Source organism: Cobetia sp. 3AK, assembly GCF_029846335.1.
In the GTDB taxonomy this organism is placed as follows: Bacteria; Pseudomonadota; Gammaproteobacteria; order Pseudomonadales; family Halomonadaceae; genus Cobetia; species Cobetia marina.
The window spans coordinates 41,453-64,767 of record NZ_JARWKR010000008.1 but is presented as its reverse complement, the minus strand read 5'-3'; the positions used below and the strand labels follow the sequence as shown (position 1 = coordinate 64,767).

The 23,315-nt window shown below is 63.0% G+C and carries 20 protein-coding genes; 10 read left to right on the top strand and 10 right to left on the bottom strand.

Annotated features, from left to right (window positions below; translation table 11 throughout):
* Positions 1-111: 111 nt before the first annotated feature.
* The 3 genes from QD228_RS12555 to bla all read right to left on the bottom strand — a co-directional run bounded on the left by QD228_RS12555 (position 112) and on the right by bla (position 3,766).
* The gene (locus tag QD228_RS12555) at positions 112-1,068 is read right to left on the bottom strand and encodes an NAD(P)-dependent oxidoreductase (RefSeq protein ID WP_279875736.1); all 957 of its coding nucleotides are present in this window, start codon (positions 1,066-1,068) and stop codon (positions 112-114) included.
* Positions 1,069-1,370: 302 nt separating this feature from the next.
* Entirely contained in the window at positions 1,371-2,477 is a 1,107-nt protein-coding gene (locus QD228_RS12550; RefSeq protein WP_279875735.1) for an NADH:flavin oxidoreductase/NADH oxidase, read from the bottom strand.
* Between the two features lie 254 nt (positions 2,478-2,731).
* Positions 2,732-3,766 (bottom strand): class A beta-lactamase, encoded by a 1,035-nt coding sequence (gene bla / locus QD228_RS12545; protein ID WP_279875734.1) that lies wholly within the window; start codon positions 3,764-3,766, stop codon positions 2,732-2,734.
* Positions 3,767-4,014: 248 nt separating this feature from the next.
* Here bla and QD228_RS12540 point away from each other — a divergent pair, with 248 nt between their 5' ends.
* On the top strand, positions 4,015-5,187 hold the full coding sequence (locus tag QD228_RS12540) for an alpha-hydroxy acid oxidase (protein WP_077376993.1): 1,173 nt from the start codon (positions 4,015-4,017) through the stop codon (positions 5,185-5,187).
* Between the two features lie 127 nt (positions 5,188-5,314).
* On the opposite strand, the gene QD228_RS12535 is transcribed toward QD228_RS12540, so the two are convergent.
* On the bottom strand, positions 5,315-6,736 hold the full coding sequence (locus tag QD228_RS12535) for an FAD-dependent oxidoreductase (protein ID WP_279875733.1): 1,422 nt from the start codon (positions 6,734-6,736) through the stop codon (positions 5,315-5,317).
* Positions 6,737-6,966: 230 nt separating this feature from the next.
* Here QD228_RS12535 and QD228_RS12530 point away from each other — a divergent pair, with 230 nt between their 5' ends.
* Both QD228_RS12530 and QD228_RS12525 read left to right on the top strand, forming a co-directional pair.
* Positions 6,967-7,788 carry an FCD domain-containing protein gene (locus tag QD228_RS12530; RefSeq protein ID WP_279875732.1) on the top strand — a complete coding sequence of 274 codons (822 nt, stop codon included), beginning with the start codon at positions 6,967-6,969 and terminating at the stop codon, positions 7,786-7,788.
* Positions 7,789-7,837: 49 nt separating this feature from the next.
* On the top strand, positions 7,838-9,115 hold the full coding sequence (locus QD228_RS12525) for a Zn-dependent hydrolase (RefSeq protein WP_279875731.1): 1,278 nt from the start codon (positions 7,838-7,840) through the stop codon (positions 9,113-9,115).
* Positions 9,116-9,228: 113 nt separating this feature from the next.
* Here QD228_RS12525 and QD228_RS12520 read toward each other — a convergent pair whose 3' ends face one another.
* The 6 genes from QD228_RS12520 to QD228_RS12495 all read right to left on the bottom strand — a co-directional run bounded on the left by QD228_RS12520 (position 9,229) and on the right by QD228_RS12495 (position 15,365).
* Positions 9,229-9,990 (bottom strand): M15 family metallopeptidase, encoded by a 762-nt coding sequence (locus QD228_RS12520; protein ID WP_279875730.1) that lies wholly within the window; start codon positions 9,988-9,990, stop codon positions 9,229-9,231.
* Between the two features lie 6 nt (positions 9,991-9,996).
* Positions 9,997-11,274 carry a TRAP transporter large permease gene (locus QD228_RS12515; protein WP_279875729.1) on the bottom strand — a complete coding sequence of 426 codons (1,278 nt, stop codon included), beginning with the start codon at positions 11,272-11,274 and terminating at the stop codon, positions 9,997-9,999.
* On the bottom strand, positions 11,271-11,846 hold the full coding sequence (locus tag QD228_RS12510) for a TRAP transporter small permease (RefSeq protein WP_279875728.1): 576 nt from the start codon (positions 11,844-11,846) through the stop codon (positions 11,271-11,273). Before QD228_RS12510 ends, QD228_RS12515 begins: the two co-directional genes overlap by 4 nt.
* A gap of 200 nt (positions 11,847-12,046) precedes the next feature.
* Complete coding sequence (gene dctP / locus QD228_RS12505) at positions 12,047-13,075, bottom strand: TRAP transporter substrate-binding protein DctP (protein WP_279875727.1); 1,029 nt, start codon at positions 13,073-13,075, stop codon at positions 12,047-12,049.
* A gap of 359 nt (positions 13,076-13,434) precedes the next feature.
* On the bottom strand, positions 13,435-14,310 hold the full coding sequence (locus QD228_RS12500; protein WP_279875726.1) for an MBL fold metallo-hydrolase: 876 nt from the start codon (positions 14,308-14,310) through the stop codon (positions 13,435-13,437).
* A 125-nt stretch (positions 14,311-14,435) separates the two neighbouring features.
* Positions 14,436-15,365, bottom strand: a complete 930-nt coding sequence (locus tag QD228_RS12495) for a LysR family transcriptional regulator (RefSeq protein ID WP_136937949.1) — start codon at positions 15,363-15,365, stop codon at positions 14,436-14,438.
* Between the two features lie 478 nt (positions 15,366-15,843).
* Here QD228_RS12495 and QD228_RS12490 point away from each other — a divergent pair, with 478 nt between their 5' ends.
* The 7 genes from QD228_RS12490 (at position 15,844) to QD228_RS12460 (ending at position 23,151) form a co-directional block, all read left to right on the top strand.
* Entirely contained in the window at positions 15,844-16,746 is a 903-nt protein-coding gene (locus QD228_RS12490) for a LysR family transcriptional regulator (protein WP_279875725.1), read from the top strand.
* 215 nt (positions 16,747-16,961) lie between these two features.
* Positions 16,962-17,762, top strand: a complete 801-nt coding sequence (locus QD228_RS12485) for a putative hydro-lyase (protein ID WP_176493178.1) — start codon at positions 16,962-16,964, stop codon at positions 17,760-17,762.
* A 92-nt stretch (positions 17,763-17,854) separates the two neighbouring features.
* Positions 17,855-18,901 carry a TRAP transporter substrate-binding protein gene (locus QD228_RS12480; protein WP_279875724.1) on the top strand — a complete coding sequence of 349 codons (1,047 nt, stop codon included), beginning with the start codon at positions 17,855-17,857 and terminating at the stop codon, positions 18,899-18,901.
* A gap of 164 nt (positions 18,902-19,065) precedes the next feature.
* Entirely contained in the window at positions 19,066-19,671 is a 606-nt protein-coding gene (locus QD228_RS12475) for a TRAP transporter small permease (protein WP_054555982.1), read from the top strand.
* Positions 19,671-20,951 (top strand): TRAP transporter large permease, encoded by a 1,281-nt coding sequence (locus QD228_RS12470; RefSeq protein WP_077377031.1) that lies wholly within the window; start codon positions 19,671-19,673, stop codon positions 20,949-20,951. The genes QD228_RS12475 and QD228_RS12470 overlap by 1 nt, the downstream gene beginning before the upstream one ends.
* A gap of 113 nt (positions 20,952-21,064) precedes the next feature.
* On the top strand, positions 21,065-21,748 hold the full coding sequence (locus tag QD228_RS12465; protein ID WP_077377034.1) for a DUF2848 domain-containing protein: 684 nt from the start codon (positions 21,065-21,067) through the stop codon (positions 21,746-21,748).
* A complete protein-coding gene (locus QD228_RS12460; RefSeq protein ID WP_279875723.1) occupies positions 21,745-23,151 on the top strand; it encodes an amidase in 1,407 nt (468 codons plus the stop codon). The genes QD228_RS12465 and QD228_RS12460 overlap by 4 nt, the downstream gene beginning before the upstream one ends.
* Positions 23,152-23,315 lie beyond the last annotated feature (164 nt).

Here is a 23,315-nt window from a genome sequence, read left to right as displayed (position 1 = left end):
GGCTCCGCTTAGCCCTGAAAAGCCTTGACGCCTCCACCTTCCGGTCCTCAATAGCCGAGGGCCACAATAGCCAAGGTCCTCAATAGCCAAGGTCCTCAATAGACCAGGGCCTCAATAGCCGCGCTGGCGATCCACGCCCAACGTGAGCGGCAGGCCATCGCGCAACTCGCGCGCCGTGGCCACCACCTGCTCGGCGACCACCTCGGGGAGCGAGTCACTGGCGACATGCGGCGTGATGCGCAGGCGCGCGTCCTGCCACCAGCGATGATTGGGCGCCAATGGCTCCTCGCGGAAGACGTCCAGCGTCGCGCCCGCCAGCTGACCGGACGCCAGTGCCGCATCGAGATCGGCTTCCACCAGGTGCTCGCCGCGGCCGATCTGTACAAGCCATGCCCCCGGCCGCAGCTGGGCGAACAGGGTCGCATTCAGCACATTCTCGGTGACCGGAGTCAGCGGCAGGATGTTGATCAGGTAATCCGCCCCCTGAGCCGCGGCCATCACCGCATTGTCGCCCGTCAGATAGCGCACGCCTTGCACTGGTGCGACGGGTTCGCTGCGACAGGCGACCGTCACCGTGAATCCCAGTGCCGACAGCGAAGTGACCACCGCGCGCCCCATGCTGCCGTGGCCCAGCACCGCCACCTGCGCCTTCTCGGGCGCACGCATCGGCAAGGGCTGCCACTCACGGCGCGTGGCATTGTCTGCCATGACGGCAAACTCGCGCTCTTGATGCAGCACTTCATGCGCGGCAAACCCGGCCATCAGAAATGCCTGATGCGGATCTCGTACCCGTGCCACCTGAACCTCATCTGACAGCCCCGGATGACTGAGCAGAGCATCCACCCCCGCCGCGATCGACATGGCAAGCATGAGATTGGGGTACGGCGCGAAGGCGTCTTCTCCCGGCTGCCAGCAGATGGCGAACGCGACTTCCGTGGGGTCTTCGATCTCATGCGGGTTCTGCAGCACGACATACTCGCCCAGCTGGCGCAGCGCCTCACCGTAGAGGCTGTCCAGGTCCAGGGATTCACTCAGGTAGACACCCAGAATCGGGGCTTGGCTTGGCATTGGCTCTCCTTGTGTCACGACTGGCAGCGAGTGGATTGCGGTGGATCTTCCGCCACTATTGCACACTCGTATAATTACTGCCAGCCGTCCTGTGTTCCCCCGTGCCTTCATCGCCCTGCTGGCGCAGCGCCGCCTTGAGCCACAGGAGAGGCGCAAACGCCTCTCCACTCTCCACCCTCAGATCGAGGCTTCGCGCCGCCAGGGGGATTGAGCAAAGGGGATTGAGCAAACAAGAACGCCCGCGATCATCGAGCAAGGGCTCATGAACGCGGGCGTCAGTCATCGATGTCCTTTCACGGACTTCAGTCCTGCTGATTCTCCAGCAATGACTTCAGACCATGCGGCTGGCAACGCAGATACTGGGGCGAGACCTTGACGGTATCTCCCAGCGCGGCGGCCGCATGCCAGGGCCAGCGCGGGTCGTAGAGGATGCCACGCGCCAGCGCGATGGCATCGGCACGCTCGTTCACCAGCAGGTCTTCGGCCTGCTGCGGCTCGGTGATCAGGCCCACCGCGATGACGGGCATGACCACCTGAGCCTTCAAGGCCTCGGCGTGCGGCACCTGATAGTTGGGTTCCACCGGAATCTGCTGCTGCTCGCTGAGCCCGCCGCTTGAGACATGCAGATAGTGGCAGCCACGGCGGTCAAGCGCCTTGGCGAGTTCGATGCTCTGTGCTAGATCCCAGCCGCCCTCGACCCAGTCCGTCGCGCTGATCCGGATGCCCAGCATGACCTCGTCAGGAATCGCGGCGCGAACGGCGTCGAACACCTCAAGCGTCAGCCGCATGCGATTTTCCAGTGAACCGCCATAGTCGTCCTCGCGCTGATTGCTCAACGGTGACAGGAATTGATGCAGCAGATAACCATGCGCCGCATGTAGCTCGATCCCGTCGAGACCGATCTCGACGGCACGCCGGGCCGCTTCCACGAAGGCGTCGATGGTCTGGGCGATCTGCTCGGCGCTCATCGCCTCGGGAAGCGGCCCCCCTTCACTGAAGGGAATCGCGCTGGGTGCCAGTGTCTGCCAGCCGTTGGGTTGTCCCGGAGCAATGGCAGTTCCGCCCTCCCAGGGCTTCTCGCATGAGGCCTTGCGGCCCGCGTGACCGATCTGCACGGCCAACGGCATCGGCGAATAACGACGGATACGCTCGACGACACCTTGCATCGCGTCACGCGTTGCCTCGTCAAAGAGCCCCACATCGCCATGGGTGATACGCCCTTCGGGGGAGACGGCACTGGCCTCGAAGATCAGCAGGCCGGCACCTGACTGGGCCAGATTGCCGAGATGCTGGTCATGCCAGGCTTGCATCCGGCCATCCTGGGCGGAGTACTGGCACATCGGTGCAATGATGATGCGATTGTCCAGCGTGAGCGGGCCGAGCTTCAGCGGGGAAAACAGTGTGGACATGGATATCCTCCAGACACGTGCAGGAACAGGTTGGGCAAGGCTCATGAGCGGACATGACAGGGGGAACGGGTTCCATCTCCCCCGGCAAACCATTGCGGACATAGTTCAGGCACAATGCGGGCGAGAGGCAGGAGTCACAAGCAAAGGATGGCATCAGGGCCGGCAACGCTGAGTTGCCCAGGCTTCACGCAGGCTTTCTCAGGTACGCTCCTTCAGGCACGCTCTTTCAGCACGTGCTCTCACGCGTCACGCGATCAATTGTCAGCGTGCGTGTCCACACCCTCGATGGCCAGTCTCTCGATGGCCAGTACCTCAGACACCAGCAGACGCCCGACATCGGCAATCGCGGCGTCACGCACCGCACGCTCGGCCTCGCTCTCGGTCAGATAGACCGCCACGATCAACGGGGCGTGATTCGGCGGCCAGATGATGGCGATATCATTGTTGGTGCCATGCCCCCCGCCCCCGGTCTTGTCAGCGATCTGCCAGTCATCCGGCAAGGCGGCACGCAGCTTGTCACTTCCCGTGGTATTGGCCAGCATCCAGCCCTGCAACGTGAGACGCGACGCCTCGCTCAGCGCCTCCCCCAGCAGCAGCCGCTGAAGGGTGGACGCCATCGCGTCGGGAGTGGTGGTATCACGGGGATCTCCCGGAGTGGCCTCATTGAGCGCCGTTTCACGACGATCCAGACGTGTGATGTCATCCTTCAGAGTCCGCAGATAATTCGTCAGCCCGACAGGCCCACCGATGGCATCGAGAATCAGGTTGCCGGCGGTATTGTCGCTGGTGGTGATGGTGGCGCGGCACAACGCCGCCAGTGTCATGCCATCGCCCTCCACCTGACGTTCGGTGACGGGGGAATAGGTCACGAGATCCGCCGGGCGAATCTCGACCTTGCGTGACAGTGACTCCTGACGGGCATCCACCCGCGAGAGCAGATTGCCGCATGCCAGCACCTTGAAGGTGCTGCTCATGGGGAAACGCTCATCACCCCGCCAGCTGACACGTCTGCCATCGGCAGTATCCAGTACCGTCACACCAAGGCGCGCGCCGACCCGCTGCTCTATTTCCTGCAGATTGGCGACCACAAGTCCCTCACGCTCCGCCTCGGAAGCGACCACGGACGCTGCGTGAGCCGGACTGATCATCAGCCATGACAGACAGGACGCCAGCATCGCGTCACGCCCACGACGCAGGACTCTTGGCCTTGCCGCGCCATGGGGCCTGGCCGGATCGCGCGGCGTTGTCGGGCGCCGACCATCGGCTGAGGCGCTACAGGCAAATCTCATGGGTCCATCACCTTTCATGGGGGCGCGACCTGACACCTCAGGTCGCGCAGTCAACGTGTCCGTCTGCAGACGTCGTGCAGCAGGTTGGTTGCATCATTGCCATGGTGCTATGGCACAGGCGTCCTCGACAGATAGACGTATCGCCAATGGTGAACCCCCCATCCATCGGAGACAGTAAGCCCAGCATCCCCTTGGCGATGTCCCTGGACCTCGAACGATCCGCCTTCTCTCCTTGGATGGAGTTCTGCATGACCATCACCTGCATCAATGATCTGCAACGCCTGGCGAAACGCCGTGTGCCGAAGATGTTCTACGACTATGCCGACTCCGGCTCATGGACGGAAACCACCTATCGTGCCAACGAGGCTGATTTTGCCGCCATCGGACTGCGTCAACGGGTGATGGTCGACATGGACAATCGCACCCTGCGCACGCAGATGCTGGGAGAGGATGTGGCCATGCCGGTGGCGATCGCGCCCACAGGCCTCACCGGCATGCAGCATGCCGATGGCGAGATGCTGGCCGCGCGCGCGGCGAGTGACTTCGGCGTGCCCTTCACGCTCTCGACCATGAGCATCTGCTCCATCGAGGATGTCGCATCCGTCAGCACACGCCCCTTCTGGTTCCAGCTCTACGTGATGCGCGACAAGGATTACATCGGGCGGCTGATCGATCGCGCCAAGGCGGCGGAATGTTCCGCGCTGGTGCTCACCGCTGACCTGCAGATCATCGGCCAGCGCCACAAGGACCTGATCAATGGCCTGAGCGTCCCTCCTCGCCCCACCGTGGCCACCGCGCTAAACCTGGCGACCAAGTGGCGCTGGTGCGCCGGCATGCTGAAGACGAAGCGCCACAGCTTCGGCAACATCGCCGGTCACGTGAAGGACGCCGACAACCTCAGCTCCCTGTCGAAATGGACCGCCAGTCAGTTCGACCCCAGCCTGAGCTGGGATGACATCAAATGGATCAAGGATCGCTGGGGCGGCAAGTTGATCATCAAGGGCATCATGGAGCCGGAGGATGCCGAGATGGCCGTTCAGGCAGGCGCCGATGCCGTGATCGTCTCCAACCACGGTGGACGTCAGCTCGATGGTGCGGCCTCCTCCATCTCCGCTCTGCCGGACATTCTCGCGGCGGTCGGCGACAGGACAGAGGTCCACATGGATGGCGGGATTCGCTCTGGCCAGGATGTGCTCAAGGCGGTGGCGATGGGCGCCAAGGGCGTCTACCTGGGACGCGCCTTCCTGTATGGACTCGGCGCCATGGGCGAGCAAGGCGTGACGAAGACCCTGGAGATCATCCACAAGGAGCTCGATACCACGCTGGCCCTGTGCGGACTGCGGGATATCCATGACGTGGACACGCGAATTCTCAGGCCCGGCACCTATCCGGTGGCCAGTTCACAGACCAGAAGCTCGTGAGAAACACGAGCCTTTGATGACGATAACGGCCGACATGCGCCGATGGAATCCACCACGACACATGTCGGCCTGTCCTCCTTTGCACGCTGCCCTCTCGGGCCAGCGCACCGGCTTGCATGGGCTTGCCTCAATGCACCTTGAGTCGCGGTCCCATGGCATGGCGCAGAACGTCACTGACCACCTCGGCTGAGCCCTTGAGCGGCCCCAGCAGCAGGAACTGATGCTGACGCTGCAGTCCTTGGTAGGCCGCGCGTGCAAAGCGCCCTCTCACCTGCAGATCCTCATGCCCATCGTTGCCTTGTGCATGGCTCAGCTTGCCGCTGAGCTTGCCACCGAGCTCACCGACGCTGCCCGCCCTGGCCAGCGACAACAGCGTGCCGCGATCCTTGAACTCGAAGGCCTGAGCCGCCTCGCCCTGCTGGCGACGCGGCAGTTCTTCCGCCAGGAACTCGGCCTGTTCGCTGGCCACCTGTGCCGTGGGTGGCAAGGGTGCCTCATCGATGCAGGCACAGTCGCCCAGCGCGAAGATGGCTTCCTGCTCAAGGCATTGCAGTCCGGGCGTCACCTTCCATTGACGCTTCTTGTTGCTGGCCAGACCTTCGATCTCCTCGACGATGGCAGGCCCCACACGCCCCGCCGCCCAGACCACCAGGTCTGCCTCGCGTGTCACGGACTCGTCACCTTCGCTGATCTCGACGCTGCCGGGTGACACCTTGGCGACCTGACGAGACAGTTCGATATTGATGCCCTGTGCCTCGAGTCGCTGATGGATCGCCTCGCGCAGTTCCTCGGAGACCCCCGGCATGAAGGTCTCGGTGGCCTCGAGGATCGTGATCTCGACCCGCGAGTCCTTCGGCGCAGGCGCATCATGTCTGCCACGCGCCTCATGCAGATACGCCGCGAGCTCGACACCGGTGGCACCGGAGCCGACGATCACCACCTGATACGGCCGCCCCGGAGACTCTTGAGCGCCACCCTTGGCACCATCCTGAGCGCCGTCCTGGGTGGCTGACGCGCCTGAATCCCCTGTCGGTGCTGTTTCCATCGCCACATGATTGGCCAGCAAGCCACGCGAGAAGCGCTCGGCAATACGTTCGGCGTCTTCGGGCGAATCAAGCAGACAGGCATGCTCCAGCACGCCCTCGACGCCCATGTCAGGCGTCACCCCTCCCAGGGCCAGTACCAGCTGGCGATAACCTCTGACGCGGACCGGCACCTCGGCGGTCGCGTCATCTTCCCTGCCCGGTATCGCCGCAAGGGTGATCTGGCGTTGTTCAGGGTCCACGCCTTCGAGGGTGCCGCACTCGAAGCGAAATCCCCACTGCTCCGCCAGACCGGCATACCCCAACTCATCGACCTGACGCCGTCCGAGGCCCGCCGCGATCTCATGCAGGCGCGGCTTCCACACGTGACTGGTGTCGCGATCAATCAGCAACACGTCCTTGTGGCCTGCCTTGGCCAGGCGGACCGCCAGTTCCAGTCCGCCGGCACCGCCACCGACGATGACGATATCGGCGTTACGCGTACGCTGAGAGTCATGCGTTTCCATAGGGCCTCCTTTCGCGGGGTCGAATAGAGAAACCTTATGTCAGACCAGGCGCTTTTCAAGACTGCCACCCGGAACTTCGCCAATGCGCAGCCTTTGATGCGACGCGTCATGTCCTTGATCGAATTCGCGACGCTCACGTTCGCATTGCGGGTTTGACAGCGCTCAAGTCCGCGACTAAAGCTTATTTATACGAATAAATATGAATGACTCGCCTCCGCTCAGGACATCGCATGCCGACATCGCCTCCACCACTGATCACGTCACGCACCAGCAATGGCTCTGGCGCTCCCAAACGCCAGAAACTGGCCGAGCTGATCAGCGATGATCTGAGGCGCAGCATCGTGCGTGACGGGTTGCGTGAAGGTGACCGGCTACCCAACGAGAAGGCGCTGATGGCGCAATACGGCTGCGCCAAGGGCACGCTGCGTGAAGCCCTCAAGATTCTGGAAGTCGAAGGCTTGATCACGCTGAAGACGGGCCCCAATGGCGGCGCCGTGCTGAATGCGCCGAGCATGGAGCCCGCCAGTCGCATGCTGAGAAGCTTCCTGCACTTCAAGACGCTCAATGGCGCCCAGGTCTATCAGCTGCGCCGGCTGCTGGAAGTCGAGATGGCGGTATCGGTGGTGGGCCTGCTCAGCGAAGAGGATCTGGTGGCGCTCGAGCACAATGTCAGTGACTGCAGTTGCCATCAGCCACAGGACGAGGACCAGCGTCGCCAGCGTTTTCTGGAAATCGAGTTCCATCAGGTGCTGGCGCGCGCCTGTCCCAACCCGCTGCTCAGCTTCATGTGCCAGTTCCTCAACGACATGCTGCACGAGCTTGTCGTCATCAAGAAGGCCTATCTCCCGGAGCGCAAGCAGTTCGATGCCGCCAATCAGCATTACCACAGTGGGCTGATCACGGCGTTCCGCCAGCAGGACCATGAGCAGGTCCGTCAGCTCATGACGGAGCACATGCAGGATGCCGAGCACCATATGACGGCCCTCGAGGTGGAAATGGCCGACCAGCTGCTCGTCACTCCGGCGCAGCTGATGGCCGACAGCAGAGCCTGACACCGCACGACACATCACAAGAACAATATTCACGAGAGGAAGGAAATCGATGACCACTGCCCAGATGGATACCTCCCCCGTCAGCACCCTGAGCGAGCTGCGCACCGACAGTGATCGCCTGTGGCAATCCCTGATGACCCTGGCCGAGCTGGGCGCCACGCCCAAGGGCGGCGTCAACCGCCAGGCGTTGACCGAACTGGACCGCCAGGCGCGCGACCTCTTCATTCAATGGTGCAAGGCCGAAGGCTGCACGATCCGTATCGATGCCATCGGCAACATCTTTGCGCGCCGCGCCGGCACCGATCCGGACGCCCCGGCGGTGATGACCGGCAGCCACATCGATACCCAGCCCACGGGCGGCAAGTTCGATGGCTGCTTCGGGGTGATGGCGGGACTGGAAGTGCTGCGCAGCCTCAACCAGCACGACATCAAGACCCGCTGCCCGGTGGAGGTGGTGGTCTGGACCAACGAGGAAGGCTGTCGCTTTGCGCCCTGCATGATGGGGTCCGGTGTGCATACCGGCCAGTTGTCATTGCACGAGATGCTGGCTCAGAAGGACACGGATGGCGTGACCGCCGGCGAAGCGCTGGATGCCATCGGCTATCGGGGCAGCGATGAGATCCCCCGCGAGAACGTCCGCGCCTTCTTCGAGAGCCATATCGAGCAGGGCCCGATCCTGGAAGATGAAGAGACCACCATCGGCGTGGTGATGGGCGCGCTGGGCCAGCGCTGGTTCGATCTGTCGCTGACCGGCCAGGAAGCCCATGCGGGCCCCACGCCCATGTCGCTGCGCCAGGACGCCATGCTCGGGGCGGCCGAGATCACCGTCGCCGTCAACCGCATCGCCATCGAGCATGCACCGCACGGTCGCGGCACCGTGGGCGTGATGCAGGTCCATCCGGGCTCTCGCAACGTCATCCCGGGTCAGGTCAACATGACCATCGACCTGCGCTCGCTGGAGCCCGACTCCCTCACCGCGATGGTCGCGGAGCTGAAAGAGGTGGTCGAAGCCGTGAGTCAGCGACATCGTCTGGTATTCGAGCTCACCCCTACCGCCGACTTCGTGCCGGAACACTTCGCCGACAACTGCGTGAACGCGGTGCGCAATGCCGCCAGCCAGCTCGGCTACTCGCATCTCGACATCGTCAGCGGTGCCGGTCACGACGCCATCTTCATGGGCCGTATCGCTCCCGCCGGCATGATCTTCGTCCCCTGCGAAGGCGGCATCAGCCACAACGAGATCGAGAATGCCGCCCCCAAGGACCTGCACGCTGGCTGCAACGTGCTCTTCCACGCCATGCTGGATCAGGCCGAGATCGTCAGCTGAGGCGTGATTTCCCTTGCACAGGATGACAAGACGCCCCACTCGAGAGGTCATCGAGCGGGGCGTCTTGTGTCTGGCGCTGTGCATGGCCAATCCGTGCGACCCGCCATGAGTCGCTATTGCAGAGACCGCTTCCAGAGACTCTCGATACTGTCCATCTCCGCCGGACCGAAGAGTGCCTCGGGCTCGCCCCGGTACCAGGCCCAGAGCTGATCCCCGAAGTCGAAGTGCCACCATTCGCTGGGCAGGTTGGTGAAACCGGCCTGGGTCATGACGTGATAGAGCAGCCGCCGGTTGTCGCGTGCCTCAGCCTGGGGCGTGTCTGCGCCAGGCGGATGACGTTCGAAATAGTCCGCGTGGGACTCAGGTGTCGCCTCATCGAACAGCGTCCCCATCTCGAGCAGCAAGCCATCGGCATCGCAGATCGTGACATCCACGGCACCGCCGGTGAGGTGCGGGCTCGGCGCGTCAGGATCACGGCTGGGCAAGGAGACGAATTCCCGCGTACGCGCCAGCAGCTGGGCCTCGCAAAGCGAGGGGTCATGCGTCTTGAGCGACTGATACAGCGTCTCGAACAGATACTGCTGTACCCGCCAGGGTCGCCAGCCATCCATCACCACCAGCGACAGCCCTTCCGGCAAGGCGCGTGCGGCCTGCAGCAGACGCTGATACACCGCACGCCGCACCAGACATTCATTGACCGCCCCGGGAATGCCGAGGCGTGCGTAGGCGGGATAGACCTTCAGGCATGACGGCCCGAGACTGGTCGGCACCAGAGGACTGTCACAGCCCTTCACGGGGATGCAGGTCACCTGCAACCAATCCGGCTCGTCATGACTCGGGATGGCAGGAGGCGTTAAAGTCAGTGATGACGTCATGAGGTGTTATCCAGACAGGGTCGGCAACCACAGAGTTAAGGGCGGGAAGACGATCAGCATCAGCAGTACCGCGACCGCCACCAGCACGAAGGGCCAGATGGTGCGAAACAGTGAGGTGATCTCGAGCTTGCTGACCGCGGCGGCCACGAAGACGCAGGCCCCCATCGGCGGCGTGATCAGCGCGATGGTGATATTGAGCGTGATGATGACCCCCAGATGCACGGGGTCGATGCCGGCGGCCATGGCCACGGGCACGAAGATCGGTGTCAGCAGCATCAGCGCCGAGACCTCTTCCATGAACATGCCGGTGACGAAGGTGATGGCACTGAGCAGCAACAGGATCAGGATCGGGCTGTCGATGTAGGGCGTCAGCAGGGCCACGAACTGATTGGGCACCTGGGCATAGGACAGCAGCCAGCTGACGATGGACGACACCGCCATGATCACGAAGATGGCACTGGTCAGACGCGCCGTATCCTTGATGGCACCCCATACCTCGACAAGTTTGAGCGGCCCCTGACACAACCCGCAGAGCAGCACGTAAGCGACGATCAAGGCGCCGGATTCGGTCGGCGTCACGATACCCAGCACGATACCGGAGACGATGATCACCGGTGCCACCAGTGCCGGCAGCGCGCCGATGACTGCCGAGATCACTTCACTGCGTGCCGGTGCCTGACCGCGCGCCTGCAGGCCATGACGTCGGGCATACCAGGCATTCATCGCCATGAACGCCACCGCCAGCACCAGCCCGGGCACGACACCGGCCAGGAACAGACTGCCCACGGAGGTATTGGTCAGCGAGGCGTAGAGGATCATGAAGATGCTGGGCGGTATGATCGGCCCGATCAACGAGCTACCTGCGGTCAGGCCTGCGGCGAAGGAGGTCGAATAGCCCTCCTTGCGCATGGCAGGTACAAGCAGTGAACCAAGCGCGGAGGTATCCGCGACCGCCGAACCATTGACGCCGGCAAAGAAGACGCTGGAGACGACATTCACATGGCCCATGCCACCGCGCAGATGCCCGACCATCAGCCGTGCCAGACGCATGAGGCGTTCGGTCAGGCCACTGATGTTCATCAGGTTGCCGGCAAGGATGAACAGCGGAATTGCCATCAGTGAGAAGGCATTGATACCACCGAAGAACTGCTGTGGTCCGAGACGTTCCAGCATCGAGAGATCGATGAACAGGAAGCCGGTCACGGCGGTGGCGAGCAGGGAGAGAAACAGCGGCAGTCCCAGCAGGACGTGCACGACGAAGATGGCCAGCATTGCCCAGATCATGTGCGCGGCCCTCCTGTCTTGTCATCATGCACCGGAAGGTCGGCGGCCTCCTCGTCCGGTGCGATCTCCAGGGTCTGGGATCTCAGCGGCCGTGGGCCATGCAGCAGCACCTGGGCCGTGATCAACGCGAAACCGATCGGCATCGACAGCATCGGCACGCTGCGGCTGATGCCCAGCCCCATGGTGCGGAACATGCTCGCCGACATGGCGTAGTGCCAGGTCATCCAGGTCGCGCCGGCCATCAATACGAGCGTCAGCCACCATTGGTAATGGATCAGCCCCCTGGCCAGGCGCGGAGGCAGACGCCGTTCCAGCAGCGCCACGCGCATGTGTGCCCCTTCTGCCCAGACGACGCCGATCGCCAGCATGACACTGGCGATGATGAGATAGCGGGTCAGCTCATCGACCCAGATGGGCGCGCCGCCCAGTACATAGCGCATCACCACGCCGTAGAGCATGATCAGCACCGTGGAAGCCAGCAGCATCGCCGCGAGCGCCAGCGTCACGCGGCCACAGGCATGCAGCAGGCCTTCCCTGAAGGAAGACAGTCGTGAAGGAGTCATGGAAGTCATTTACCGCAATCCACCAGAAAGGAGGGAGAATCAGAGCCCCGATGCCCGGACGACATTCCCCGGGCATCGGGGGAACTGCACCATCAGCTCATCAGGCCCAGGGCTCTCTCACGTCGAGAGGCGCTGACGTCGAGAGGCGTTGACGTCGAGTCACGCCTGGGCACTTGAGCGCTGTGGAAACCGCGCGCCTCACATGCCCCTCATGAAGAGAGACCGGCATCCTTCATCGCGGTATCGATCAGCTCTGGTGCGATGTCCTGACTCTTGAGCCACTCGAGGTAGGCCGGCTGGCTCTTGCTGCGAAATGCCTCGAGGTCTGCCTCGCTCGGGCGGATCACTTGCATGCCCTGCTCTTCAAGCAAGGCGATGCGTGACTCGACCTGGCTCTGGTTGTCCTGACGGGCCTGAGCATTGGCTTCCTTGACTGATTCGAGCAGTGCGGTGCGCTCTTCATCAGACAGGCTCTCGAGCAGCTGACCATTGGCGACCAGGAACTGATCCGAGTATTGGATGTTGGCCAGCGTCAGGTACTTCTGCACTTCCTGCAGACTGCCCAGCAGGATGTACATAGGCGGGTTCATCTGACCATCCGCCACCCCGGTGCGCAGCGCCATGTAGACTTCCGTCCACGGAATTGGCGTGCCCGAGGCGCCGAAGGCCTCGTAGAGCGCTACCTGACTCGGGTCCATCGCGCGGAAGCGAAGCCCCTCGAAGTCATCCGGGCTGGTGATCGGACGCTTGTCATTGGTAAAGGCCAGAAAGCCCCCTTCCTCCACGACGGCCAGAATCTCGGCGCCATTGGTGCGCTCACTGAACAGTTGCTGCACCTGCTGCCAGTACTGACCTTCATCGAAGAAACGACGCGCCTCATCAAAGCCGTCGAACATGAACGGCGTGGCGCTGACATAGACTTCCGGCACGATGGGGGCCATGCCCGCGAAGGAGGCGATGTTCAGGCTCGGTGCGCTGATGACCTGTTCCATGCGTTCCTGCTCCTCTCCCAACATGCTGTTGGGGTAGAGCTTGAGCTCCAGCTCACCATCGGTCTTCTCTTCCACCAGCGTCTTCAGGTTGCTGGCAAAGACATGCACGGCATTCTTGTCGGCATCCGGTGCGCCGTTGTAGCTGAGATTGATGGTCTGGGCCTGCACGCTGGCCGCCAGCAGGCTGAGCGCCAGAGTGGAACCGGTAAACGTCTTGCGCAGCAGAGATGTCTTGGACAAGGACATGTGGATTCCCTTTTGTTTTTGTAAATATCGGTGGTATGCGGCGGGAGAAACGCCGTCCCGGGGATATGGCACTGTGGCCAGCCAGGTGGTGGGCGTTACCCTCACACGTCGAAAGTAGCGTTGTCGCTGTAGACTAATCAATCGTGCGAGTGTTGTTTTTTCGTCCACACCCATTGGACCTGACAAGCCCATCTCTGGCTTGGCGTTCCCACAGACCTGACATATCCAAAGACCTGACGTACCCAAAGACCAGAATGGCCCCGAAAACCGGAGTTTTCGGGGCCATTTCAATGACACGGCGAGGCCGTGCTGAACGAGGCAGTGTTGAGCGAAGCAGGGCTTGACGAGGCGCTACATCGTCAGTGGGTATGCTCACCCTTGAGATCACTGCGCCAGCCCATGCCGGACTCTTCCATCAGACGTTCATGCACGCCTTCGATGTTGAGACCGACCCACTCCTCAAACTGAGCCAGATCACTGTACTCGGAGAGATCGACCTCCTGCTGGATCTGCTCCAGTGACTTGCCGGCGAGAATGCCCTCCGTCACCTGGGAATACAGTGACTCCAGATAGGTCAGGTAGCGTTCGACATCGGCGTGATCACCGGTCTCGGCATGCCCGCCAACGAAGGTATCGAAGTCATATTCCAGCACTTCACGCGTCGAGTTGATCATGCCCTGGATGTCATAGCTCCAGAGCTTCTGCCACGGCATGCGTCCGATGACGATCCAGTCGACCACGAACATCGTGGCATGGTCCTTGAAGTACATGCTGATCGACCCGCGCCCGTCATTCGGGCCGTGATAGCGCAGCTGAACTTCCTTGCCGCCCAGTCGCAAGGTCATTTCATCCTCGAAGACGAGATCCGGCGGTACGGCCTTCGCCCGGGTATTGGCGATATCCTGAGCTGCCAGCCGGTGCGCGATGAAGGTGGTATCCGGCGTGTCGAAGACCTCGCCGCCATAGATGTGATCACTGTGGTTGTGGCTATACACCACATAGCGAACCGGAGTGTCGAAGCGCTGCTTGATCTCGTTGCTCAACCAGCTCGCTGCGGCGTGATTCATCGGGTCCGTCACCAGTGCGCCCTGATCGGTGATCATGAACACGGAGCGATGGCGATCATCGATGAAGCGATAGAGCCCCTCTCCGAGAGGTTCTATCTCATAGGCCTGGGCCTGCAGACTGAAAGGAAGCGCTGCCAGCGCCAGTAGTGTCTTGAGAGGGCTCAGCATCGGAGGAAATCCTCGCATCAGGTGTTGTTGTCGTGAGATATCACTATGCCCAGACTCTGATACGAGAAGCCGTCAAGACTGGATGCGCCGAGGATTGACCCACTCGTGGCGCTGTCCAGCGGGTGTCACTTGCCGAGCAGACGTGGCGCATCTGCGGTGAAGAACCGCAATCCCTGCTGCAGGTGGGTAAGGCAGGCCTCGACGGCCACCGTCATCTCACGCCCGCGCCGCGTACACATCTGCGCGCGGGTCTGTGCCAGGGCCGGATGCTGCATCGGCAACAGGCAGATATCGCCACGCCGCAATTCCTCCACCACGCTGAGCTCGGGCATGAAGGTGACACCAATTCCCGAGCGCACGAAGTTCTTGAGCACCGAGACGGAATTGGTGCGCAATTGCGCACGCAGCGAGACCCGCTCCTGCTGCGCCGCCTGATTCACCATCTGGCGCATGCCGGTGCACTCGTCAATCAATGCCAGTGGCCAATCCGCCACCTGTGCGAGCGTCAATGGCTTGCCGATCTCGAGCAGCGGATGTGCCGCCGGCACGATCAGATCCAACGGCTGACAGGTCTCCACATGACAGCAGAGAATCGGGTCTACCGGCGGGGCGTAGAGAAGCGCGATATCCACCTCGAAGTCGCGCAACAGCTCGGTCGCCTCATTCACCCCCGCCATGCGTACCACCACCTCGATGCCGGGATGACGTGCCATGAAGCTCTGCAAGGGCAGCGAGATCAGATCGGCGATGAAGCCCTCGCCCACCGCGATTCGCACCTCACCGCTACGCAGCCCCTGCAGGGCACTCAGCTGCGAGAGCGCTGCGGCCTCCGCCGCCTGCTGACGATGGAAATGATCCAGCAGCAACACCCCGGCCTGGGTCGCACGCATGCCCGTCTCGCTGCGCTCGCACAGCGCGACACCCACCTCTTCTTCCAGCTGCTTGATCTGGCGGCTGACCGCGGAAGGGTCGAGATTCAGGTGCCGTGCCGCACGGCGCAGTGAGCCGCGACGGATGATTTCATTCAGCGCCGTCAGCGCCTTGGGATTGAGCATGGAATACGGTACCCGCCAGCAGCAGTGGAGGAAGAGGCAAGACTCGGATCACTCAGGATATCCTTGCAGATCAAGCGACTCCAGAGGCCCATATCAGGAAGCGAGCGACAACGAAAAAGGAGCCGCATGAGCGGCTCCTTGTGATTCGATGTGATCAGCAGTTGCCTTTCTTGGCCTGCCCCGGCGGACAGAAGCTGCCACCTCCACGCTTGTGATCATGATGTCCATCACCGATTTCGATGATAGGCTCGGCATCGATTCGCGCCGGCGTATAACTGCACCCCGCCATGACAAGGGCACTCAGCATCACAAGGCTGACAACTCGCACGCTAGACTGCATCATCATTTCCTTTCTTGAAAATACACATTTCTCGATGCTCCACATCGTACCGTAATGCATGCCATCGAGAACGCAATTTCTCAACGAGTGGTAATGTGAGCCCCAAGCTTGCGGCATCAATCACGACAGGATCTGGCCATGTTCGATTTCAAGGAAGTGGAAGCCTTCGTGTGGATCACCCGCCTGGGGTCGTTCCGACTGGCTGCCCAGCATCTGCATCTGACCCAGCCGTCGATTTCCGAACGTATCAACAAGCTGGAAACCACCCTGGAAACCCGCCTGCTGGAGCGCACTCGCCGACCGGTACAGCCCACTCTCAAGGGGCGCGAATTCTATCGTCACGCCGAGGCGCTGCTGGAAGCGCGCCAGAAAGCGCTGTCAATGATGGCGTTGAGCACGCCCTTCCAGGGCGTGTTGCGACTGGGCGTCGTGGAGACCGTGGCGCACAGCTGGCTGCCCGGCTTTCTGGCCGAACTGGCGCGCCGTTACCCGGATCTCACCCTGGAACTCGAAGTCGACAGCTCCCCGGGGCTTGCCGCCATGCTCACCGCCGGCGATATCGATCTCGCCTTCCTGATGGGGCCGGTCACGGCGGAGAACGTGCTCAACCGCTTTCTGTGCAACTACACGATGGGCTTCGTGATCAGCCCGTCTCTTGGCTTCACCGAAGACAACTTCTCCTTGCGACGCCTGAATGCTCTGCCGCTGATCTCGTTTGCCCGCAACAGCCGGCCGCACCATGAACTTGGCTCCATGCTGCATCAGATGGGACTCGATGACGTGAAGCTGCATTGCTCAAGCTCCTTGTGGACCATCGTGCGCATGACCCTGGATGGCCTGGGCGTCGGCGCCATCCCGCCGCGCATCGTCGCCGAGGAAATCCGCCAGGGCACCCTGCTCAGCCTGCCCTGCGACCTGCCCGAGCTGACCTTCACCGCCTCCTGGCCGACCCATATGGAAAGCGCCCTCGCCGAAGGCGTGTGTGAACTGGCCATCGAGATCGCCCGCCAGGATCAGGAGGCGCATTCACGCCTGTCCTGAGCATCGCTGTCTGCCAATGACGCTCTCGCATTCCCCATGTTCCTGCTCCCACGTTTCCTGTCTCGCTCACGTCTCACGGGCCTACGACGGGCCATTTCACACACCACATGAAAGGAATTTCCGATGGCTTGACTCGATAAAAATCGATTGGATTTATCTGGGCGTGCTTCTTATGGTGAAGACAGACAACAACAACTTCACAAGAAGCCCCCACGATGCCCCAGACACTTCTCAGTGCCGCGTCGTCCCCCCGCGAGGCGCGCGAGCAAATCCGCAGCGGTCATTGGGCCAGCCACACCAGCGGTATCGCTGCAGGCTTTGCCCAGACCAACCTGATCATCCTGCCAGCCGAGGCTGCCGGCGAATTTCTGCAATTCTGCCAGGCCAATCCCAAGGCCTGCCCGTTGCTGGATGTCACGGCCGTCGGTTCTCCCGCCCCGACAGGGCTCGGTGAGCACATCGACCTGCGCCACGACCTGCCCGCCTATCACATCTACCGTCACGGCAAGCTTGAAGAAACGCGCACGGATATCGCCGCCCTGTGGCAGGACGATTTCGTGGCGTTTTCCATCGGCTGCTCGTTCTCGTTTGAAGAGGCGCTGCTCAACGAAGGCGTCGAGGTTCGCCATGCGCGCCTGAAGCGCAATGTGCCGATGTATCGCACCAATATCCCGCTGATCAGTGCCGGTCGTTTCCACGGCAACCTGGTGGTGTCCCTGCGTCCGATGTCGGCGGCGCATGCCATTCGCGCGATCCAGATCACCACCGACATGCCCCGCGTCCACGGCGCGCCCGTCCATCTGGGTGACCCCGCCTTGATCGGCATTTCCGATATCAACACCCCTGATTTCGGCGATGCACCTACGCTTGAGACAGGCGACCTGCCGGTGTTCTGGGCCTGTGGCGTCACGCCGCAACTGGCGCTGGAGAATGCGCGCCTGCCGTTGGCCATCGCACACAGCCCGGGCCACATGCTGATCACCGATATCCCCAATCATCGTCTCAAATACGGATGACCGCTTGTGGGAGCCACGGACCTGCTCCGCAACAGACAAGACCGTCAGATTCTTTCGCTAACACCAGATGCACAATAACAATGGTGACTCCCATGAAGACACGTTTTGCCCTCTCCGCCCTTGGTCTCGCGCTCGCCGCTGCCGGTAGCGCCAATGCTGCCGACACCCTCAACGTGGTAGGCAGCTGGAGTAGCCTGGAGCTCAACCGTCAGTTCGAGAAGCCCTTCTGGAGCGAGACGCTGCCAGATGCCAGCAGCGGTGAACTCAGCACCCAGGTGACCACCTTCGACCAGATGGGCATCCCTGGCTCCGACGTCTATCGCTACCTGGGCGATGGCGTCTTCGATGTCGGCATGACCGTGGCGGATTACACCGTGTCGGACGCGCCGGAACTCGAAGGTCTGGATCTGCCGATGATGGCCCCGACGGCCGAGGAGGCCCAGAAGGTGGCCGAAGCCTTCCGCCCACTGGCCGAATCCGCCATGAACAAGCGCTTCAACAGCCATGTGCTGGCGATCGTGCCGTATCCGGCCCAGGTGCTGTTCTGCAATACCCCGATCGAAGGGCTCGATGGTCTGAAGGACAAGAAGGTACGTGCCAGCGGCCGCTCCACCGGTGAGTTCATCGAGGCGCTGGGCGCGCAGAGCCTCAACATCGCCTTCAACGAGGTGCCGGGCTCCCTGGAACGTGGCGTGATCGACTGCGCCGTCACCGGTTCGCTCTCCGGCTACAGCGCCGGCTGGCACGAAGTCTCCAGCCACCTGATGCCGCTGCCGCTGGGCGGCTGGGATTACGTGATCACCGCCATCAATCAGGACAAGTGGCAGAGCCTGAGCGCTGATAGCCAGACGCTGATCCAGCAACAGGTGGACAGCGAGTTCACCGCGCCGGTGTGGGAAAACGCGCGTGGCGAGACCGCGCGAGGCGTGGCCTGTCTGACCGGCGAAGGCGATTGCCCGCTGGGCAAGAGCGCCGACATGACGCTGGTCGACTTCAGCGATGACGATGCCAAACGCGCACGTGCCGCACTCGAGGACACCGTCCTGCCTGCCTGGGCGGCACGTGTCGATGCCGAGACGCGCACGGCCTGGAACGAGAGTGTCGGCAAGGTCGTCGGCCTGACCGCCACCGCGGAGTGATCCATCGTCCCCTGCTCGCGAAGGGCTGTTCGTGAGCAGGGGCCGAAAGCCCCGCCCTGCCCGGATACGGCAGACATGCTCCCAAGAGACACGGCGCTGAACGCCCGCACCTCGCCTGATTGGCACGGATCAGCGTCGTTCACCGCCCCAGCAGGACCCGACTCATGAACTCCTTCCTTCACGCACTCGATGTCCTCGTGTCCCTGACACGCGCGATATCGCGCCACGCCGCACGCCTGATGGGCCTGCTGCTGCTGGCCGTCGTGGTCTTCATCGGCGCGGAAATCCTCATGCGCCAACTGTTCAATCATCCGCTGCCCGGCGTGCACGAATATGCCGGCTATGTGCTGGCGATGCTCTCGGCGTGGGGTCTGTCCCACACCCTGATGGAGCGTGCCCACATCCGTATCGATGTCGTGCATGGCAAGCTGCCGGCCTTCTCGCGCCACACCCTGGATATCCTCGCGATGCTGGCGCTGAACCTGGTGGCCTGGGTGATCCTGATCAATGCCTGGCCGGTGCTCGGCAAGTCGCTGAGCAACGGCTCCACCGCCAATACCCCGCTGGCGACGCCGCTTTGGATTCCGCAGCTGCTGTGGCTGTCCGGTTACGCCTGGTTCGCGATCACTACCAGCGTGCTGGGGCTGCGCGTTCTCGTTGCCGCCTGTCTGCGTGATACCACCACGCTGGAGACACTGGCCGGCCCCGATCACGGAGAAAGCGAAGGGGCTCTGGCCCAGGCGGCCTCCACGACCAAGGAGACACGCTGATGTTGGGCTTTCTTTCGGTAGGTATCCTCACCCTGCTGCTGGCCGGCATTCCCGTTGCGGTCACCCTCTTCCTGCTCGCCTTCGGGATCGACCAGTTCTATTCCTTCTTCCCGCTGACCAAGGCGCTGGGCCAGAACCTGTGGTCTGCCGCGGACTCCTTCCTGCTGATCGCGATTCCGCTCTTCGTGCTGATGGGCGAGATCATCGTGCGCGCCGGCATTGCCGAGAAGGCCTACCGCGCCATGGACCACTGGCTGTCGTGGCTGCCGGGCGGCCTGCTGCACGCCAACATCACCACCTCGGCGCTGTTCTCGGCGACCTCCGGCTCCTCGGTAGCCACAGCGGCGACGGTCTCGACCGTGGCGCTCCCCCAGGGCAAGAAGCTCGGCTACGACCCCAAGCTGTTCTGCGGCAGCATCGCCGCGGGCGGCACCCTGGGCATCCTGATTCCGCCGTCGATCAACCTGATCGTCTATGGCTTCCTGACCGAGACCTCTATCCCGAAGCTGTTCATGGCCGGTCTGGTACCGGGCCTCGGCCTGGCAGCGCTATTCATGCTGGCCTCGCTGCTGCTATGTGTCTGGAAGCCATCACTGGGCGGCCCGCGCAAGAGCGCGAGCTGGAGCACCCGCCTCAAGAGCCTGTCGTTCCTGCTGCCGCTGCTGGTGCTGTTCATCGTCATCGTCGGCTCCATCTATCTGGGCTGGGCGACGCCCACCGAAGCCGCCGCCATCGGCGTGCTGGCCTCACTGGGCCTCGCCGCCATCAACCGCTCGCTGAACCTGTCGATGATCAGCCGCGCGCTGGACGGCACCGTCAAGACCACCTCGATGATCCTGTTCATCATCATGGCGGCCTCCTTCCTCAACTTCGCGCTGGCCTCCTCCGGCATGGTCCAGCAGGTCACCGGCCTGCTCGAAGCCTATGACCTGGGTCCCTTCGCGCTGCTGATGGCGGTGATCGCGCTGTTCATCGTGCTCGGCTTCTTCATCGAGACCCTGTCGCTGATGGTCATCACCATTCCCATCGTCACCCCGCTGATCGTCGCGGCCGGTTACGACAAGGTGTGGTTCGGCATCGTGATGATCCTGTTCGTCGAGCTGGCGCTGATCACCCCGCCAGTCGGCTTGAATCTCTACATCGTGCAGGCCTCACGGCGTGGCGAAGCCTTCGCCGACGTCATCATCGGCACCCTGCCGTATCTGGGCGCGATGCTGGTGATGGCAGCGCTGCTGGTGGCCTTCCCGCAGATCGCGCTGTGGCTGCCTTCGGCACTGTAAACCTGCTCTTGCCTGGCACCTGCTGGCACGCCGGCAGGTGTCATTGGCGCCACACCGTTCATTCAAGAATTTTTCAAAGAACAACGACAACCCCGATAACGGAGCGATAAACCATGCTGACCTTTACCCATGACAACGGCGAATTCACCCTTGATATCCAACGCGTCGCGATTGCCGGCTGGGCCGGACGCGACCAGGCGGGCGTGCAGCACCATATCGACGAGCTCAAGCTGCTGGGTGTGGCACCGCCCTCCCAGACTCCGCTGTTCTACCGCGTGAGCCGCGAGACGCTGACCCAGGCTTCTCAGGTCGCGATGCTCGGCGGCGAAGGCTCCGGTGAGGTCGAGACCTGTCTGGTCAGCGACGCCGAGGGCACCCTGTGGGTGACGATCGCCTCGGATCACACCGACCGCAAGCTCGAGGCCGTCGGCGTCGCCGAATCCAAACAGCTGTGCGCCAAGCCGATTGCCCGCCACGCCTGGAAGCTCAGTGAGGTCATCGACCACTGGGACAGCCTCGAGATCGAGAGCGAGATCGAGGACGCCGGCAAGACCGTGCGCTACCAGCAGGGCACCCTCGCCGAGCTGCTGCCGGTCGCCACCCTGATGGAGCGCCTGCCCGCCGCCATCGCCAAGGATGGCAGCCTGGCCCCCAACAGCGTGCTGCTGTGCGGTACCGTGCCGGCGATCGGTGGCATCCGCCCCAGCCCGAGCTTTACCATGCGCCTGATCGACCCGCAGACGGGTCGTCGCATCGAGCACCGTTACGAGGTGGAAGAACTTGAGGTGGTGGCATGAGTGATGAAGGCATGAGCGCTGAGCGCGTGAAGATGGAGAACGCCCGTGAATTCTGGGCGCGCTCGCCCCGCCAGCGTACGTTGACGCAGCTGCTGGCCGCCTATCAGGCAGGCAGTTTCGGTCCCGAGCAGACTGCCACGGTGCTTGCCGAGCGCCATCAGGCCCTGGGCGAGACCGCCAGCCACAGCATCATCAGCCGCGATGACGCGGTCATGAGCGCGCAGGCAGCGGCCCAGCAGCAACTGCAGGCGGCTGCGACGTCGTTGCCGCTGGGAGGGGTCCCTGTCTCGATCAAGGATCTCTTCGATGAGGCCGGCATGACGACCATGGCGGGCTCTCGCGCACTGGCAGAGAGTCACCCGGCAAGCCAGGATGCCCCGGCGCTGGCCCGCCTGAAAGCCGCCGGCATTCTGCACGCCGGTCGCACCAGCATGAGCGAGTTCGCGTTTTCTGGCCTTGGCCTCAACCCGCACGTCGGCACACCGCCCAACCCCTTCGATGGCGAGCGCATCACCGGCGGTTCGACCTCCGGCGGGGCGGCCTCCGTCGCCTTCGGGCTGGCCGCGGCGACCCTGGGCAGCGATACCGGCGGCTCGCTGCGGATTCCGGCGGCCTTCTGCGGGCTGACGGGCTTCAAGCCGTCACAGGCCAGCGTGCCGGGGGATGGCGCCTTCCCGCTGTCACCGAGCCTGGACTGCATCGGCCCCATCGCGCCCAGCGTTGCCTGCTGTCGCACGCTGTGGGAAGTCCTGAGCGGTGAGGTCGCTGACCCGACACCCCTTACCCGCCCGCTGACGCTGCTGGTGCCGGAGAGCGAGCTGGTCAGTGAAGTGGACGCCGATGTAGCCGCCGACTTCGCCGCCCTGCTGGAACGACTCGAGGGGCTGGGGGTTCGCCTCCAGCGTGCGCCGGTCGAGGCCATCGAGGCCGCTTACGCCATCAATCAGCGCGGCGGCCTGGTCATTCCGGAAGCGGCCGCCGTGCATCACGAACTGCTGGCTGCCCATGAAGATCAGTATGATCCGCTGATCGCCGAACGCCTGAATGGCGGGCGTGACATCACGGCCAGCGAGTATCTGGCACGCCTGTGGCCGCGCACCGCCATCCAGCAACGCTTCGCTCAGCAGGTGCAGGATGTCGATGCGGTGCTGATGCCGACCGTGGCCATGCGCGCCCCGCGTCGTGACCTGCTGGAGCAGGATGGCGCGCTGTTTGCCCAGCTCAACAAGCGTGCGCTGCGCAACACCAGCGTCTTCAACTATCTGGATGCCAGCTCGATCTCGATTCCCGCGCCGGCACCACAGAACGAGGAACCGCTGGGCCTGATGCTGTCACGCCCTCAGGGTCAGGATGTGGCGCTGCTGCGCGTCGCCCAGGCGCTGGAGACACTGCTGGCCCGATGATGCTGTCCCGGCTGACCGCAGCGACGGCTGACCGCAGCGACGGCTGACCGCAAGACGAAAAAAGGGGCCTCCATCGGGAGGCCCCTTTTTCATGACACGGTTCTGATGACACGGTTTTCATTGTGCGATGCCATGGCGTGGTCAATGGACTGTCAGTCCAGGCG